The sequence below is a fragment of the Stutzerimonas stutzeri RCH2 genome, assembly GCF_000327065.1.
Taxonomy (GTDB): Bacteria; Pseudomonadota; Gammaproteobacteria; order Pseudomonadales; family Pseudomonadaceae; genus Stutzerimonas; species Stutzerimonas stutzeri_AE.
In genome coordinates this window covers 2,186,863-2,203,260 of the sequence record NC_019936.1, presented here as the reverse complement: position 1 = coordinate 2,203,260, position 16,398 = coordinate 2,186,863, and the positions used below count along the sequence as shown (strand labels likewise).

The following is a 16,398-nucleotide window of genomic DNA, read 5'->3' as shown; positions in this document are numbered from 1 at the left end:
AGAAGGGTCCGCAGCAAAGCAACAGCGCATAAAGACGACGGGACTCCGGATCAGCCTTCCAGCTGAACCCACAACGGGGTCGCACCCGCTGCTTTTTCGATGGCAGCCATGCGCGCAACGTGCGCAGCAAGCTCCTCCTCGCTGGCACGCAGGACCCTGGTGCGCAGCCGATCCGCCGGCAGCCGACGAATCGGAGTGGGTTGTTGCCGTCCACCATCGGAGCTTTCGCCGTCGCCGGCAAGAGACAGATTCGTCTGCCCGCCGGTCATGGTCAGCCAGACGTCGGCCAGAATCTCGGCATCGAGCAGAGCGCCGTGCAGATCCCGGCCGGAGTTGTCCACGCCGTAGCGCTTGCACAGCGCATCGAGACTGTTGCGCTGGCCAGGGTGCCGCTCACGCGCCATCAACAGGGTATCGAGTACCGAGCAATGCTCGGCAATGTCGGCGCGCTCCTGCTGACCGAGCAGAGCAAACTCATTGTTGATGAAGCCAAGGTCGAACGCCGCGTTATGGATGACCAACTGTGCGCCCTTGATGAATTCGAAGAACTCATCAGCGACATCACGGAAACGCGGTTTGTCGACGAGAAACTCGTTGGTGATGCCGTGAACGGCGATCGCCCCCTCGTCCACTTCGCGGTCAGGCTGCAAATAGACGTGGTAATGCCGTCCAGTCAGGCGGCGGCCAATCACTTCGACACAGCCAATCTCGATGATCCGGTGGCCATCGGCCACCGGCATGCCGGTCGTTTCGGTATCCAGCACTACGCTGCGCATGTTGCTTCGCTCACTTACACAATCGGTTGACGTTTTACCTGCACTACACCGCGGTTGGCCAGCAGGTCGGCGTGCTCGTTACCGGGGTGCCCGGTATGACCGCGAACCCACTCCCAGCTCACCTGATGGCGGTTGACCTGCTCGTCGAGCTGCTGCCATAGATCGGCATTCTTGACTGGCTGCTTGCTTGCCGTTTTCCAGCCGCGCTTCTTCCAGTTGGGCATCCAGTCATTGATGCCCTGCATCACATACTGTGAGTCGGTTACCAGGCGCACCTTGCACGAACGCTTCAGCTCGGCGAGCGCGCTAATGGCGGCCATGAGCTCCATGCGATTGTTGGTAGTCTCCGGCTCGCCGCCCCAGAGCTCGCGCTTGACGCCTTTATAGATAAGCAGTGCGCCCCAGCCGCCGGGGCCAGGATTGCCCTTGCAGGCGCCGTCGGTATAGATCTCGACCCAGTCGTCACTCATTTCGATCGCTTACTCGGTTTGCCGGCAGAGTTGGTCTTCAAGGCAGCCGGTGCTGTTCGGCGTCGCGGCGACTGATCTTGGCCACTGGCATCGGCAACAACTTGCCCATCCGCTCGCGGCGCTCCTGGCGCAAGGGTCGCAGGCCGATCATCAGCTTGCGCGCCACCAGTAGATAGAAGCCGCCAGTAGGCGCCTGCAACTGCTGTCCAATCGACTCCAGCCGCGACAAACGCGCCTGCCAGTCGCTCGAAGAAAGCGGCGGACAATAGCATCCGAACCGGCGTTTCTCCAGCGCGAATCCCAGCAGGTTCAGCCAGTCACCAACCCGCGATGGGCGAATACAACGGGCTTCGCGAAATACCTCGCGTGACAGCAGATGGCGCACCCCCCAGGCACTCCAGGGATTGATCCCGACGATCAACAGATGCCCGCCTGGGCGCACTCCACGTGCCGCTTCGCGCAGCAGCCCGTGGGGAGAAAGGCTGAAATCCAGGGCATGCTGCAACACCACGACATCGGCGGCATGCTCGCCGAGCGGCCAGGCCTGCTCCTCACAATGAATTTCCACCCCGGGTAAAGGCGCACCCAGGCGGACGCTGCGTTTGATGCTCTCTGGCTGCACCGGCTCCCCGCTGAATGGGCCGTTATGCACCAGATAACTGCCGAAACAACGCGCAAGCTCTTCGGTCAGCACACGCTTTTCCTGAGCCAGCAGCTGCTGGCCCAGCGGTCCTGCAAACCAGTCGGATGCCTGATTGATCATGGACAGCCAATGGTCGCTGGCCTGGGTGGACGATTGATCGTTCATCGCTCGGCTCCGTTCGCGGTGCGGTTCTGCGCGGCGCAGCGTTCGCTCGGGTTCAACTTTTTCATCGGACTGCTAGGATGCGCCTTTGTCCCTCGCTTGGCGACCCGCCCCATGTTGAAGATCGAAGCACTCCCCGCCTTCACCGACAACTACATCTGGTTGCTGCAAGACGATGCAACGCAACGATGTGCCGCCGTAGACCCAGGTGACGCCGCACCGGTACTGAGCTGGCTGCAGGATCACCTGGACTGGCGACTCAGCGATATCCTGATTACCCACCACCATCACGACCACGTTGGCGGTGTCGAACGACTCAAGACGCAGACAGGTGCCCGCGTTTATGGGCCGGCAGCCGAGAACATTCCCGCACGCGATGAAGCACTGAGCGATGGCCAGCGCATCCGCGTGCTGGATAAGGATTTGGAGGTGATCGCGGTTCCGGGGCATACCCTCGGGCATATCGCTTACGTTCACAGCGATGCCGAGCAGCCCTGGCTGCTGAGTGGCGACACGCTGTTCGCGGCGGGATGTGGCCGACTTTTCGAAGGCACACCCGAGCAAATGTTCGCATCGCTGCAACGTCTGGCCAGTCTGCCGGACGACACCCTTGTTTACTGCACCCATGAATACACCCTGAGCAATCTGCGCTTCGCCCAAGCGGTGGAGCCATATAACCAGGAGATCCAGCAGCGCGTGCGCGAGGTAACCGCTCTGCGTGAAGAGAACCACTTCAGCCTACCCACTCGAATGAACATCGAGCGCGCTACCAACCCTTTTCTGCGCAGCAGCGTTGAGGCTGTCCAACAGGCCGCAAGCGAGCACTGCGGCCGCAGATTAGAGGATGAAGTCGCGGTTTTCGCGGCTTTGCGGGCGTGGAAAGACCGTTTCTGACAAGCTCGACAGGTTCCCGAAACGGAGCCTGCAAACTTGACCCCACCAGGGTGCGTTCCTAGAATCCCCCGAATTTTTGTTTCCCGGGAAGATTCCAGCCAATGCCGCCAGCTCCCAAGAAACGCCACGAAACGGACGCCTTGGCAGCCTCTGGTCGGGCGTTGGCTCTCGCCATATGCGTCGCCCTAGCGGGCTGTCAGAGCAATGCCGTGCGCGATGAGACCCGCGAGCAGACAAGGCGCGCAACCACACCTGTCGCACAAGAACCCATCTGGCTGAACGACACCACCGCCATCACCGAACACGAAGATATCTGGGAGCGAATCCGCGAGGGCTACAAGCTGCAGGAGCATCTGGACAGCAACCCGCGCATCGAGCAACAGCGCCTGCTGCTCTCCAGCCGTCCAAAGTCCATCGAAGTTGTCAGCGAGCGTAGCAGTCCGTTTATCCACTACATCGTCGAGCGTCTTGAAGAGCGCGACATGCCGCTTGAGCTGGCGCTGCTACCAATCATCGAAAGCTCCTACGATCCCTTCGCCTACTCCCCTGCCCATGCGGTCGGGCTCTGGCAATTCATCCCCTCGACAGGTCGGCATTTCAACCTTCGTCAAACCAGCTGGTATGACGGCCGCCGCGATATCACTGCGTCGACCAATGCTGCGCTACGCTACCTGAGCTACCTGCATGGCCTGTTCAACGGCGACTGGCTGCTAGCCCTGGCGGCTTATAACGCAGGCGAAGGCACGGTCAGCCGAGCGATCGAGCGCAATCAGAAGCTGGGACTGCCAACCGATTACTGGAACCTCCCGCTGCCACGCGAGACCCGCGACTATGTGCCCAAATTGCTGGCGCTGTCGCAGTTGATCCAGGCGCCCGAGGCTTACGGCATCAACCTCAACCCGATCGCCAACGAACCCTACTTCGAGGTGATCGCGCTCAAGCAGCGCATGGATCTGGCGCGGGTGGCCAAGCTCGCCGACCTGGACGAGGACGAGCTGTATCAACTGAATCCCGCCTTCACCCGACGCATCACGCTAGACGGCCCGCAACAGCTTCTGGTGCCGATGGAAAAGGCCGAGATGCTGGCAGCCAACCTGGCACTGATGAAACCGCAGGACCTGGTCGACTGGCAGCAGTATCAGGTGCGCGCAGGGGACACGCTGGGTGTCATCGCCAACCGGCATCACCTGACGGTCAACATCATTCGCGACGTCAACCGCTTGAAGAGCGATACGCTACGCGTCGGCCAGGTCCTCAGCCTGCCAACCAGCAGCGACGCGAAAGCCTCACGTGAGCTGCTGCACGCCGTCGCGCGACAGCCCGCGTCGACTCCGCGAACCTACCGGGTCAAGACAGGTGACAATCTCTGGGATATCGCCAAGGCGCAACGGGTGTCGGTACGCGATCTGCAGCGCTGGAACAGGCTTTCCGGAAGTCAGCTGAAGGTTGGCCAGGCGTTGTTCCTGCAAGGTCCGGCAACCCGTACGCCGGCGAAGAAGGACAACTCGCCGACCTATTACAAGGTCCAGAAAGGCGATTCGCTTTACCAGATCGCCAAGCGCTTCAACGTGCAGCTGACCAATCTGAAGACCTGGAATCCCAAAGGCACCGAAGTGCTGCGACCTGGCCAGCTGCTGACGCTCTATCTTCCGAACTGAACAACGAAACTCAGTTGACCGGCCGTTTGCTCAGCGACTCCAGGCAACGACCGGTCAACTGGGTAAAGCGCTGGAACGCAACGAATTGTTCGTGTTTCAGCGCTCGCCCGGAAAGCCTGCAGTCGCCATAGATCACGCCGATTTCGCGAGGCCCGGCCATCAACGGCGCGATGAAGAACATGCCACTGCCGAAGCACTGACGCAGCGGCTGGGTCACCAGATCTGCCAGGTTGTAACTGGCCGGCACGCCCATCCACAGCGCCTGTCTATGGCGCAACGCATAGCTGAATATATGCGGCTGCTCGGGCTGTTCAGCTGGCATCACGAACTCCTGCAACCAGGCCTCAGTGCCTTCGCCTATGGCACAGCGAGCCTTGAAACGTGTCTGCTGATCAGCCAGCACGGCCACCATGACTCGCTCCAGCCCGACGCCGTGGTGCAAGCCACTAAGCAGCGTATCCAGAATTATCCCGGCATCGCCTCCGCCCATCGCCATCAGGCCAAGATCCTGCAACGATTGCTGCAGCAGTAGCAGATTCGGCTGCAACAAGGCTGCCTGACGCTGAGCCTGCTGCAAGCGAATCTGCTCCGGGTCGGTACTGGGAATGAGCCTGCCCAGACGACTAGCCCCGAAGGTCGTGGCTACCTCCACGGTTTCATCGGCGCTGGCGAGAATCTGCTGCAGCGCGTCAGCCTCCTCTACCCCAGTGAAGTCAGCGACGGCCTTGGTCAGTGCCGCCATCCGCTCGCACTCCCAACCGCCCAGCGCGGCTTCACTGATCTGCACGCCCAACGCTACCGCGCGCGCCGCCGGATCGCTGCTGGCCAGCTGGCTATGAGCGAGACTGGTCAGCTCGCCCAGATTCCAACTCCGAACCAGGCCAAGACTGAGCTGCCGAAAACTCGTACCCAAGACCGCCTGAACCGCCTCATCAGCCTTGACGCCCGGTTGCGCCAGCTGGACGGCCAGCTCATCGACCTGCTCGCCCCCGCAGCCCCAGAACGCCAACTCACCAATGTTGTAAAGCAGCGCAGCGATGAACACTTCTTCATCATGGCGGGACAGCACGTAGCCGGCGATATTGCGCGCCTGCACCGCCGCGTGAAACGAGCGGGCGAGCAGCTCCAGCAACTGCTCCCGCGGGGCGCGCTCGAGCAGGCTGTCGATCAGCGTCACCGACAGGCTGATCAGGCGCACATTCTCGAAGCCGATCATCACGATCGCCCGGGAAATCGTCTTGATGGTTTCCTGCGAGGGGTTGTAGTAGCTACTGTTGCCGACTCTGAGCACTTTGGAAGTCAGCGCGGCATCACGCAGTAGAACGTCGGCGAGCTGCTGTACCGAGGCGTGCTCATGTACGGCAAGGCGTTGCAGATCCTTGACCACGGACGCCAACGCCGGCAGTTCCGATTGATTGAGGCGGTCGACCCACGCCTGCAGACCCTGGGCACGTACATCCAAGAGGTCGTCGCTCCACAATGCCATTACGGGAAATGACCCGCAGTTTGCCCGAGTTGCCCGGCCTTTTTCCAGCGCATACAAGCTGTTACTGTACCGGCCCGAGAAGCCCGTAAGCGCCAAGGATCGGATCCCCCGTCTGATGCGAGCCCTGCTACTGTTACTGACCTGCCTGGCCTTGAGCTTTCCCGCCCTCGCCACCATCAGCGAAAGCCATGGTTATGCGCAGTTCGGCACTCTTAAGTACCCAGCCTCGTTCACCCACTTCGATTGGGTGAACCCGCGCGCGCCCAAGGGCGGCCGGATCAAACTGATGGCATCGGGCACCTTCGACACGCTCAATCCCTATACCTTCAAGGGCACCAGCCCAAGCGCAACACCGGGCTTCCTGCAGTACGGCATCAGCGAGCTGAACGAGCCGCTGATGGTCGGCACCGGTATCTACGATCCGTCCGGAGACGAGCCCGCCTCGAGCTACGGGCTGATCGCCGAATCCGTTGAGTACAGCGATAACAACAGCTGGGTGGTCTTCAACCTGCGCAAGCAAGCCCGCTTCCATGACGGCAAGCCGATCACCGCCTACGATGTCGCCTTTTCCTACCGCCTGCTGGTCAAGGACGGTCACCCTCAGTACCGCACCAATTTGCAAGGCGTGAAGCGCGTCGACATCCTCAATCGCCATCGCATCCGCTTCGTCTTCGAGCAGCCGGACAATCCTCTGCTGGTCATGCGCCTCGGCGAACTACCGGTACTGCCGCAGCATTACTGGAAGAACCGCGACTTCAAGGCCACCACCTTCGAACCGCCGCTGGGCAGCGGCCCCTATCGCATCACCCATGTACAGCCCGGACGTCAGGTGGTGTTCGAGCGGGTGCGCAACTGGTGGGGCGCCAAGCTTCCGGTCAACCAGGGCAAGTACAATTTCAACCGTGTCGACGTGGAGTTCTATCGCGACAGCGTGGTGGCATTCGAGGCATTCAAGGTCGCTGAATTCGATTTCTATATCGAGCACCAGGCGAAGAACTGGGCCAACGGGTACGAGTTTCCCGCCATGCTGCGAGGCGACATCATCCGCGCCGAGATTCCCCACCAGATTCCCACCCAGACCCAGGCGCTGTTCATGAACAGCCGCCGCGCGACGTTCGCCGACCAGCGCGTGCGCGAGGCCCTGGGCCTGATGTTCGATTTCGAGTGGACCAACCGCGCGCTGTTCTATGGCGCCTACCGCCGCAGCGAAAGCTACTACCCCAACAGCGACTTCACCGCGACCGGCAAGCCTGAGGGGGGCGAGTGGCTACTGCTCTCCCCCTATCGCAAACAGCTCCCGGCCAAGCTGTTTACCGAGCCGTTCGAACTGCCGCGAACCGACGGTCGCGGCATCCCGAGGGAAACGCTGCGTCGTGCGCTGGGTTTGCTCGCCGAAGCTGGCTGGAAAGCCTCGGACGCCGGCCTGCTCAATGGTGCCGGGCAGCCACTGCGCTTCGAGATCCTGCTGGTCAACCCGCGGCTCGAGCGCGTCCTTCAGCCCTACGTCGAGAATCTCGCGCGCATCGGCATCCAGGCCAACCTGCGCACGGTCGACAGCGCGCAGTACAAGCAACGGCTGGATCACTACGACTACGACATGATCCTGATGACGCTGGTGCAGAGCCTGAGCCCAGGCATCGAGCAGCACCTGTATTTTCATTCCAGTCAGGTCGACGTCAAAGGCGGCCGCAACTATGCCGGTGTCGCCAACCCGATCATCGACGACCTGATTGCCAAACTGCTGGCCGCGCAAACACGCGACGAGCAGGTCGCAGCCGCCCGCGCAATCGACCGGGTGCTGCTGTGGAACCACTACACCATTCCGAACTGGTTCATCAGTAACCACCGCCTGGCGTACCGCAATCGGTTCGCCCATGTCACCACGCCGCCCTATACCCTGGGTCTGCGCGCCTGGTGGCTGAAGAGCCTGGAGAAGACCAAATGAACAATCGCGTGCGCTTTCCGCTGCTTCGCGCCGGCCTGCTGAGCCTGCTCTGCATGGCGACCCTCGCCGAGGCTGCGCCCCGCCATGCCCTGACGCTGTATGACGAGAAGCCCAAGTACCCGGCCGACTTCCAGCATTTCGAGTACGTCAATCCCGACGCGCCGAAAGGCGGCACGCTGCGACAGGCCGGTTTCGGCAGTTTCGACTCGCTCAATCCCTTCATCAACAAGGGCGTCGCCGCTGACGACATCAGCCTGATCTATGACACCCTGACCACCAACAGCCTGGACGAGCCGTTTACCGTCTACGGCCTGCTAGCCGAGAAGATCGAAAAAGGCCCGAACAATAGCTGGGTGCGTTTCCATCTCCGGCCGCAAGCCCGTTTTCACGATGGCGAACCGGTGAAGGCCGAGGACGTGGTGTTCACCTTCGAAACCCTGATGAGCAAGGGCGCACCGCACTACCGGGGCTATTACGCCGACGTGGAGAAGGTCGTCGCCGAAAGCCCGCGACGGGTTCGCTTTGATTTCAAGCACGCCGGCAATCGTGAACTGCCGATGATCCTCGGGCAATTGCCGGTGTTACCCAAGCACTGGTGGGAGGATCGTGATTTCAGCTCCGGCAGCCTGGAGGTCCCATTGGGAAGCGGCCCCTACCGGGTCGATAAAATCCAGGCTGGGCGTTCGATCCGCTACGCCCGGGTCGAGGACTACTGGGGCAAGGATCTGCCGGTGAATCGCGGGTTCTATAACTTCGACCGTATCAACTTCGATTACTACCGCGACAACACCGTCGCACTGCAGGCCTTCAAGGCCGGCCATTTCGACTACTGGTTCGAAACCAGTGCGAAGAACTGGGCCACCGCCTACGACATCGCCGCGGTCCGGGACGGACGCATCGTCAAGGACGAGATCCGCAACTACAACCCGACCGGGATGCAGGGCTTCATCTTCAATATCCGCCGCCCGCAACTGGAGGACCGCCGCGTACGTGAAGCTCTCGGGCTGCTGTTCGATTACGAATGGACCAATCGACAGCTGTTCAACGGTGCCTATACCCGCACCCGCAGCTATTTCGACAACTCCGAGCTGGCCTCATCCGGCCTGCCGGACGCGGACGAGCTGAAGGTGCTCGAGCCGCTGCGCGGCAAGATTCCGGACGAGGTGTTCGACAAGGCATTCGAACTGCCGCATACCGAGGGCAACGGTGTGATCCGTGAACAGCAGCGCCAGGCGTACCGACTGCTGACCGAAGCAGGCTGGAAGGTCGAGAACGACCGAATGCTGGATGCCCAGGACAAGCCGGTAAAGCTTGAATTCCTGCTGGTGCAGGCGGAGTTCGAACGGGTTCTGCTGCCCTACAAGCGCAACCTGGCTGATCTCGGCATCGAACTGGAAATTCGTCGGGTCGACGTGTCGCAATACATCAACCGCCTCCGTTCGCGCGACTACGACATGATCGTCAGCGGCTTCGGCCAGTCCAATTCACCCGGCAACGAGCAGCGCGAATACTGGCACTCGGCGAGTGCGGACAACCCGGGCAGCCGCAACTTCATTGGCCTCAAGGACCCGGCAATCGACAGCCTCGTGGAAGGCCTGATCGGTGCCGACTCACGCAAGGAACTGGTTACCCATACCCGCGCGCTGGATCGCGCGCTGCTCTGGGGCCACTACGTGGTACCGAACTGGCATATCAAGACCTGGCGCGTGGCCTACTGGAACCACCTGGCGCATCCGCAGGTGACACCCAAGCAGGACATCGGCCTGATGACCTGGTGGCGCAAGCCCGATGCCAAGGCTCCGGTCGCCGATCCGGTGGAAGCGAAGAAAGCCGAGGAAGCTGGCGCGAGCACGCCAGCCAACAACGGCGAGGCGGAGCGCTAAGCATGCTGGCTTATATTTTTCGCCGCCTGCTGCTGATCATCCCAACGCTGTTCGGCATTCTGCTGATCAACTTCATCATTATCCAGGCCGCACCAGGCGGCCCGGTTGAACAGGCAATCGCCAAGCTGGAAGGCTTCGAAGGCGCCACCAGCCGCATCGCTGGCGGCGGTTCGGAAGTTGCCGTCGCCGGCACCAGCTACCGCGGTGCGCAGGGCCTGGACCCCGAGCTGGTGGCCGAGATCGAACGCCTGTACGGCTTCGACAAGCCGCCGGTGGAACGCTTCTGGATCATGCTCAGCAACTACCTGCGGCTGGATTTCGGCGAAAGCTTTTTCCGCGATGCCAAGGTGACCGACCTGATCATCGAGAAGATGCCGGTCTCGATCTCGCTTGGCCTGTGGAGCACGCTGATCATGTACCTGGCGTCGATCCCGCTGGGTATCGCCAAGGCTACGCGGCATGGCAGCAAGTTCGACGTCTGGACCAGTTCGGCGATCATCGTTGGCTACGCCATTCCGGCGTTCCTCTTCGCCATCCTGCTGATCGTGCTGTTCGCTGGCGGCAGCTACTGGAACTGGTTCCCGCTACGCGGGCTGACCTCGGCCAACTTCGACGACCTGAGCCTCGGCGGCAAGATCATCGACTATTTCTGGCACCTGGCCCTGCCCGTCACCGCGCTGGTGATCGGCAACTTCGCCACCCTGACACTGCTGACCAAGAACAGCTTTCTCGACGAGATCAACAAGCAGTACGTGATCACGGCACGGGCCAAGGGCTTGAGCAAGAATCGCGTGCTTTATGGCCATGTGTTCCGCAATGCGATGCTGATCATCATCGCCGGCTTTCCGGCTGCCTTCATCGGCATGTTCTTTACCGGTTCGCTGCTGATCGAAGTAATTTTCTCCCTCGACGGGCTTGGGCTGCTCAGCTTCGAGGCGGCGATCAACCGCGACTATCCGGTGGTGTTCGGCACCCTCTTCCTCTTCACCCTGCTCGGCCTGGTGGTGAAGCTGATCGGCGACCTGACCTACACCCTGGTCGACCCGCGCATCGATTTCGAAAGCAGGGAGGCCTGAGATGCAGTTGTCCCCCCTCAACCAGCGTCGACTGGCACTGTTCAAGGCGCACAAGCGTGGCTGGTGGTCGCTGTGGATTTTCCTCGTGCTGTTCGTACTCAGCCTTGGCGCGGAAATCATCGCCAACGACAAGCCGATCGTGGTGCGTTATGACGGCGAATGGTTTGTCCCGGTGTTCAAGCGTTATCCGGAAACGGCCTTCGGCGGCGAGTTTCCGCTGCAGGCAAACTACAAAAGCCCGTACATCCAGGAACTGATCGCCGAAAAGGGCGGCTGGATGGTCTGGCCGGTCATTCCGTTCAACTACTCGAGCATCAACTACGAGCTTCAGGTGCCCGCGCCCGCGCCGCCGTCGCTGGAGAACTGGCTGGGCACCGATGACCAGGGTCGCGACGTATTGGCCCGGGTGATCTACGGTTTCCGCATCTCGGTGCTGTTCGCCTTGACGCTGACCCTGATCAGCTCGGTGATCGGCGTAATCGCCGGCGCGCTGCAGGGCTTCTACGGCGGCTGGGTCGATCTGGTCGGGCAGCGCTTGCTGGAAATCTGGTCCGGCCTGCCGGTGCTCTATCTACTGATCATTCTCGCCAGCTTCGTGCAGCCGAACTTCTGGTGGTTGCTGGGGATCATGCTGCTGTTCTCCTGGATGAGCCTGGTGGATGTGGTACGGGCCGAATTCCTCCGCGGGCGCAACCTCGAATACGTGCGCGCTGCCCGTGCGCTGGGCATGCAGAACGGCGCGATCATGTTCCGCCACATCCTGCCCAATGCCATGGTCTCCACCATGACTTTCATGCCGTTCATTCTTACCGGCGCCATCGGCACGCTCACCGCTCTGGACTTCCTTGGCTTTGGCCTGCCGGCCGGTTCACCGTCGCTGGGTGAACTGGTCGCCCAGGGCAAGGCCAACCTGCAGGCGCCCTGGCTGGGTATTAGCGCCTTCATGGTGCTGGCAATCATGCTGACCCTGCTGGTGTTCATCGGGGAGGCGGCGCGCGATGCCTTCGACCCAAGGAAATAACATGGCCGAACAACCGATAGCCGAGAATCTGGTCGAGGTCCGCGACCTGGCCGTCGAGTTCGTCACTGGCGAGCAGGTCCAGCGAGTCGTCGAGGGTGTCACCTTCGATATCCGCAAAGGCGAGACCCTGGCCCTTGTCGGCGAAAGCGGCTCGGGCAAGTCGGTCACCGCACATTCCATCCTGCGCCTGCTGCCCTACCCGCTCGCCCGGCATCCGCAGGGGCAGATCCTGTTCCATGGCCAGGATCTGCTCAAAGCCGACGAAAAGGCCATGCGTAAGATCCGCGGCAATCGCATCGCCATGGTCTTCCAGGAACCGATGACCTCGCTCAACCCACTACACACCGTGGGCAAGCAGATCAACGAGGTATTGGAGATTCACAAGGGTCTGCGTGGCAAGGCGGCGACCGCCCGCACGCTGGAGTTGCTGGAACTGGTTGGCATCCCCGAGCCGCGCAAGCGCATCCGTGCCTACCCGCACGAGTTGTCGGGCGGGCAACGCCAGCGAGTGGTGATTGCCATGGCGCTGGCCAACGAGCCGGAGCTGCTGATCGCCGACGAGCCGACCACGGCGCTGGACGTCACCGTGCAGCTGAAAATCCTCGAACTGCTGAAGGAATTGCAGGCTCGGCTGGGCATGGCGCTGCTGCTGATCAGTCACGATCTCAACCTGGTTCGACGCATTGCCCATCGCGTATGTGTCATGCAGCGCGGTCGCGTCGTCGAACAGGCGTTGTGTGAAGATCTGTTCCGTGCGCCTCAGCATCCGTACACCCAGGAGTTGCTCGCGGCCGAGCCCAGCGGCGGCCCGGTGGCAGTCGAGGAAGCGCCGCCATTGCTTGAGGTCGACGACCTGCGCGTGTGGTTCCCGATCAAGAAGGGCCTGCTGCGACGCACCGTCGATCACATCAAGGCAGTCGATGGTGTGAACTTCAGCCTGCCCAAGGGGCAGACGCTGGGCATCGTTGGCGAAAGCGGTTCCGGCAAGTCCACCCTGGGTTTGGCTATCCTTCGATTGTTGGGTAGTCGCGGCGAGATACGCTTCCAGGGCCAGCACCTGCAAAGCATGTCGCAGCGCCAGGTACGGCCGTTGCGCCGGCAGATGCAGGTGGTCTTTCAGGACCCCTTCGGCAGCCTGAGCCCGCGTATGTCGGTTGGGCAGATCGTTGGCGAGGGGTTGCACATCCACCGGATGGGCAATGCCAAGGAGCAGGAACAGGCAATCATTGAGGCGCTCGTGGAGGTTGGTCTCGATCCGGAAACCCGGCATCGCTACCCCCATGAGTTTTCCGGCGGACAACGGCAACGCATTGCCATTGCCCGGGCTCTGGTGTTGAAGCCGGCGCTGATACTACTCGACGAGCCGACTTCGGCGCTCGATCGCACGGTACAACGACAGGTGGTGGAGCTTCTGCGCTCGTTGCAGGCCAAGTACAACCTGACCTACCTGTTCATCAGCCATGACCTGGCGGTGGTCAGGGCGCTGAGCCACCAGATGATGGTGGTCAAGCAGGGCCAGGTGGTGGAACAAGGTGCGGCCGCTGACATCTTTGCGGCACCGCAACATCCGTATACACAGCAGCTGCTGGAATCCGCCTTCATGGCGCCCGGCACTGCCGAACAACCAGAAGAGGGACAAGCACATGGGTTTTCTCACCGGTAAGCGCGTACTGATCGTCGGCGTTGCCAGCAAACTGTCGATTGCCTCGGGCATCGCCGCGGCCATGCATCGCGAAGGTGCAGAACTGGCTTTCACCTACCAGGGCGACAAGCTCAAGGGTCGCGTCGAGGAATTCGCTTCCGGTTGGGGCTCGAGCCCTGAGCTGTGCTTTCCCTGCGACGTTGCCAACGATGAAGAGATCGCCCGCGTATTCGAAGAACTGAGCAAAAAGTGGGACGGCCTGGATTGCATCGTGCACTCGGTCGGCTTCGCTCCGGGCGACCAGCTCAACGGCGACTTCACCGAAGTCACCACCCGTGAAGGCTTCAAGATCGCCCACGACATCAGCGCGTACAGCTTCGTTGCTCTGGCCAAAGCTGGTCGCGAGATGATGAAGGGCCGCAACGGCAGCCTGCTGACCCTCTCCTATCTGGGCGCCGAGCGCACCATGCCGAACTACAACGTCATGGGCATGGCCAAGGCCAGCCTGGAAGCCGGCGTTCGCTACCTGGCCGGCAGCCTCGGCCCGGAAGGCACTCGCGTGAACTGCATCTCCGCCGGTCCGATCCGTACCCTCGCCGCCTCCGGCATCGCCAGCTTCCGCAAGATGCTGGCTGCCAACGAGAAGCAAACGCCCATGCGCCGCAACGTCACCATCGACGAAGTCGGCAACGCCGGTGCGTTCCTTTGCTCCGACTTGGCCTCGGGTATCAGCGGTGAAATCCTCTACGTCGACGGTGGCTTCAACACCACCGCGATGGGCTCGCTGGAAGACTGATCCCGCGCCTGTCTACGTAAAGCACCGAACCCCGCCTAATGGCGGGGTTCGTGTTTCTGGGCCTCAGCCGGCCGTGACCGTCATGCCGCCATCGGCCATGACCACCGAGCCGACCATGAAGCTGGCCCGCTCCGAGGCGAGAAAGGCGACGATCTCGGCGATCTCCTCCGGCTGCGCCGCGCGCCCGATGGGTGCGGCTTGCCCATGCTGCGTGAGAAAGCCCGGGCCGTCCTCGACCACATCGTTGAGGATGTTGGTCACCACATCGCCTACGCCGATGGCATTGACTCGAATGCCATGCTCGATCGCCTCCAGCGCCAGCGTGCGGGTCAGCTGCGCCAGCGCGCCTTTCGAGGCCGTGTACGCAGCGATGGTCGGGAAGGCGAAATAGGACGCATAGGAAGCGATATTGACGATCGCCCCCAAACGGTTGGGCATCATCACCTTCACCGCTTCACGACAATGTAGAAACGCCGCCGTGGCGTTGACCGCCTGGATGCGATCCCAATCCTGGCGGGTCATGTCCACCACCAGTTTGTTGATGATGATGCCGGCGTTGTTGACCAGGATATCCAGACGCCCGAAGCGTTCGACGGCCATTCCGACCGCACGCTCGGCGGCACCGTCTTCGGTGATATCTGCACGCAACGGCACCAGTCCTGGCCGCGCGAGTTCCTCGACCGCCGGATTGATGTCTTCAGCGACAACTTTTGCGCCGCGCTCGTGCAGCAGCAAGGCGATGGCCCTGCCAATGCCGCTGGCTGCGCCAGTGACCAGCGCAACCTTGCCTTCGACTTCCTGGATAACTGGGTGCTTGGAATCGGTCATGGTGTTCTTCTCCCGTTACGGCGACGTCTGGGGCGCCTTCGTTATTGACGGGTTCAGTCTCCCTCAGTGCTGCAGGCCCGGCTTTCGCACGCTTGCGCTGGCTGTCGGAGTTTTGCGCGCAGCATTGCCCGCCACTGGCGAGGGCCTGCGCTAACCTATCGACGCCGACTTGTTATCCAGGGAGCACGCCGTGCCTCGGTCGTCCGACGCCCCACCCGTGCCTGATACGTGGCGCGCCACCGCTCAGTCGATGCGCGATCACCTGCCCGGAGATGCTGATTTGACCGCGCTGCCGCCGTTGCAGGATGTGGTCGTGCAGCTCTTCAGCCATCGCACCATCACCGAGCCTATTCGGGTCCCCGCGGTGGTAGAGCCGCTACTGGTGCTGGTGCTGGCCGGTACGGCCCGCGTCGAGGAACGCGTGTTGGATGGCCCCTGGAGCGCGGCAACCGTCAGGGCCGGCGACTTCTTTCTGACCGATACCCAAGAGCCATACGAGATGCGCTGGCAGACGCTTGAAGGGGAGCGCTTCGAGGTGATGCACCTGTATCTCGGCCTACCGTTAATCGAGCAGGCCGCACGGGAGTTGCTCGGACCACAGAGCTCAGCGGTCGCGCTGCTGGATGTTTCCGGCGCAAGGGACGAAACGGTTCACTGGCTGATGGAGAGCATGCGCCGTGAGTTGCTCGATCAACGCACGCCCAGCCAACTTTGCCTGCGTGGCCTGGCTCAAACGCTGGCCATGCATCTGCTGCGCCACTATCGGGACCCACAAGGCGCCATCAGGAGCAGCAACGCCTTGCCAGCCTACAAGCTGCGCCGTGTCGTCGAGGAAATGAATGCGCAGCTCGCCGATGATTTCAGCCTCACCAGGCTGGCCCGCAGCGCCGAGCTGAGCGAGTACCACTTCAGCCGGATGTTCAAACGTGCCACCGGGCTCTCGCCGTCGCAGTACTTCATCGGCCTGCGCATGGCGCGCGCTCGACAACTGCTGATCGAAACGCAACGCAGTGTCATCGACATCGGGCTGGAGGTGGGCTATTCGAGCCCGAGTCATTTTTCCCAGGTGTTTCGCCGCGAAGTCGGCGTCACGCCGAGCGCCTATCGGCAGGCCTGAA

At 61.8% G+C, this 16,398-nt stretch carries 14 protein-coding genes; 9 read left to right on the top strand and 5 right to left on the bottom strand.

Annotated elements, in window-relative coordinates; all coding sequences use genetic code 11:
* Window positions 1-50 precede the first annotated feature (50 nt).
* The 3 genes from dnaQ to PSEST_RS10115 are packed head-to-tail and all read right to left on the bottom strand — an operon-like array spanning window position 51 to window position 2,054.
* Window positions 51-776, bottom strand: coding sequence for a DNA polymerase III subunit epsilon (dnaQ, locus tag PSEST_RS10125; RefSeq protein ID WP_015276896.1), 726 nt, complete (start codon window positions 774-776; stop codon window positions 51-53).
* A gap of 14 nt (window positions 777-790) precedes the next feature.
* A complete protein-coding gene (gene rnhA, locus PSEST_RS10120) occupies window positions 791-1,246 on the bottom strand; it encodes a ribonuclease HI (RefSeq protein WP_015276895.1) in 456 nt (151 codons plus the stop codon).
* A 37-nt stretch (window positions 1,247-1,283) separates the two neighbouring features.
* Entirely contained in the window at window positions 1,284-2,054 is a 771-nt protein-coding gene (locus tag PSEST_RS10115) for a class I SAM-dependent methyltransferase (RefSeq protein WP_015276894.1), read from the bottom strand.
* A gap of 111 nt (window positions 2,055-2,165) precedes the next feature.
* Between PSEST_RS10115 and gloB the strand changes: the two genes are divergently transcribed.
* Together gloB and PSEST_RS10105 are read left to right on the top strand one after the other, a co-directional pair.
* Entirely contained in the window at window positions 2,166-2,945 is a 780-nt protein-coding gene (gene gloB, locus PSEST_RS10110; protein WP_015276893.1) for a hydroxyacylglutathione hydrolase, read from the top strand.
* A gap of 101 nt (window positions 2,946-3,046) precedes the next feature.
* Window positions 3,047-4,603 (top strand): lytic transglycosylase domain-containing protein, encoded by a 1,557-nt coding sequence (locus PSEST_RS10105; protein ID WP_198286396.1) that lies wholly within the window; start codon window positions 3,047-3,049, stop codon window positions 4,601-4,603.
* A 10-nt stretch (window positions 4,604-4,613) separates the two neighbouring features.
* Here PSEST_RS10105 and PSEST_RS10100 read toward each other — a convergent pair whose 3' ends face one another.
* Window positions 4,614-6,065 carry an HDOD domain-containing protein gene (locus PSEST_RS10100; RefSeq protein WP_041756602.1) on the bottom strand — a complete coding sequence of 484 codons (1,452 nt, stop codon included), beginning with the start codon at window positions 6,063-6,065 and terminating at the stop codon, window positions 4,614-4,616.
* A 139-nt stretch (window positions 6,066-6,204) separates the two neighbouring features.
* Between PSEST_RS10100 and PSEST_RS10095 the strand changes: the two genes are divergently transcribed.
* Genes PSEST_RS10095 through fabI form a run of 6 tightly spaced genes read left to right on the top strand, consistent with a single transcriptional unit; the run spans window position 6,205 to window position 14,452 of the window.
* On the top strand, window positions 6,205-8,034 hold the full coding sequence (locus tag PSEST_RS10095; RefSeq protein WP_015276890.1) for an extracellular solute-binding protein: 1,830 nt from the start codon (window positions 6,205-6,207) through the stop codon (window positions 8,032-8,034).
* Window positions 8,031-9,917, top strand: a complete 1,887-nt coding sequence (locus PSEST_RS10090; RefSeq protein ID WP_015276889.1) for an extracellular solute-binding protein — start codon at window positions 8,031-8,033, stop codon at window positions 9,915-9,917. Before PSEST_RS10095 ends, PSEST_RS10090 begins: the two co-directional genes overlap by 4 nt.
* A 2-nt stretch (window positions 9,918-9,919) precedes the next feature.
* The gene (locus tag PSEST_RS10085) at window positions 9,920-10,993 is read left to right on the top strand and encodes a microcin C ABC transporter permease YejB (RefSeq protein WP_015276888.1); all 1,074 of its coding nucleotides are present in this window, start codon (window positions 9,920-9,922) and stop codon (window positions 10,991-10,993) included.
* 1 nt (window position 10,994) lies between these two features.
* Entirely contained in the window at window positions 10,995-12,014 is a 1,020-nt protein-coding gene (locus PSEST_RS10080) for an ABC transporter permease (protein ID WP_015276887.1), read from the top strand.
* A 1-nt stretch (window position 12,015) separates the two neighbouring features.
* On the top strand, window positions 12,016-13,677 hold the full coding sequence (locus tag PSEST_RS10075; protein WP_015276886.1) for an ABC transporter ATP-binding protein: 1,662 nt from the start codon (window positions 12,016-12,018) through the stop codon (window positions 13,675-13,677).
* Window positions 13,658-14,452: an enoyl-ACP reductase FabI gene (gene fabI, locus PSEST_RS10070; RefSeq protein ID WP_003282073.1), complete on the top strand. Its 795-nt coding sequence runs from the start codon at window positions 13,658-13,660 to the stop codon at window positions 14,450-14,452. Before PSEST_RS10075 ends, fabI begins: the two co-directional genes overlap by 20 nt.
* A 63-nt stretch (window positions 14,453-14,515) precedes the next feature.
* Here the strand turns inward: fabI and PSEST_RS10065 are convergent, their stop codons facing one another.
* Window positions 14,516-15,280, bottom strand: coding sequence for an SDR family NAD(P)-dependent oxidoreductase (locus PSEST_RS10065; RefSeq protein WP_015276885.1), 765 nt, complete (start codon window positions 15,278-15,280; stop codon window positions 14,516-14,518).
* Between the two features lie 250 nt (window positions 15,281-15,530).
* On the opposite strand from PSEST_RS10065, the gene PSEST_RS10060 reads away from it, so the two are divergent.
* Window positions 15,531-16,397 (top strand): helix-turn-helix domain-containing protein, encoded by an 867-nt coding sequence (locus PSEST_RS10060; RefSeq protein WP_041756600.1) that lies wholly within the window; start codon window positions 15,531-15,533, stop codon window positions 16,395-16,397.
* Window position 16,398 lies beyond the last annotated feature (1 nt).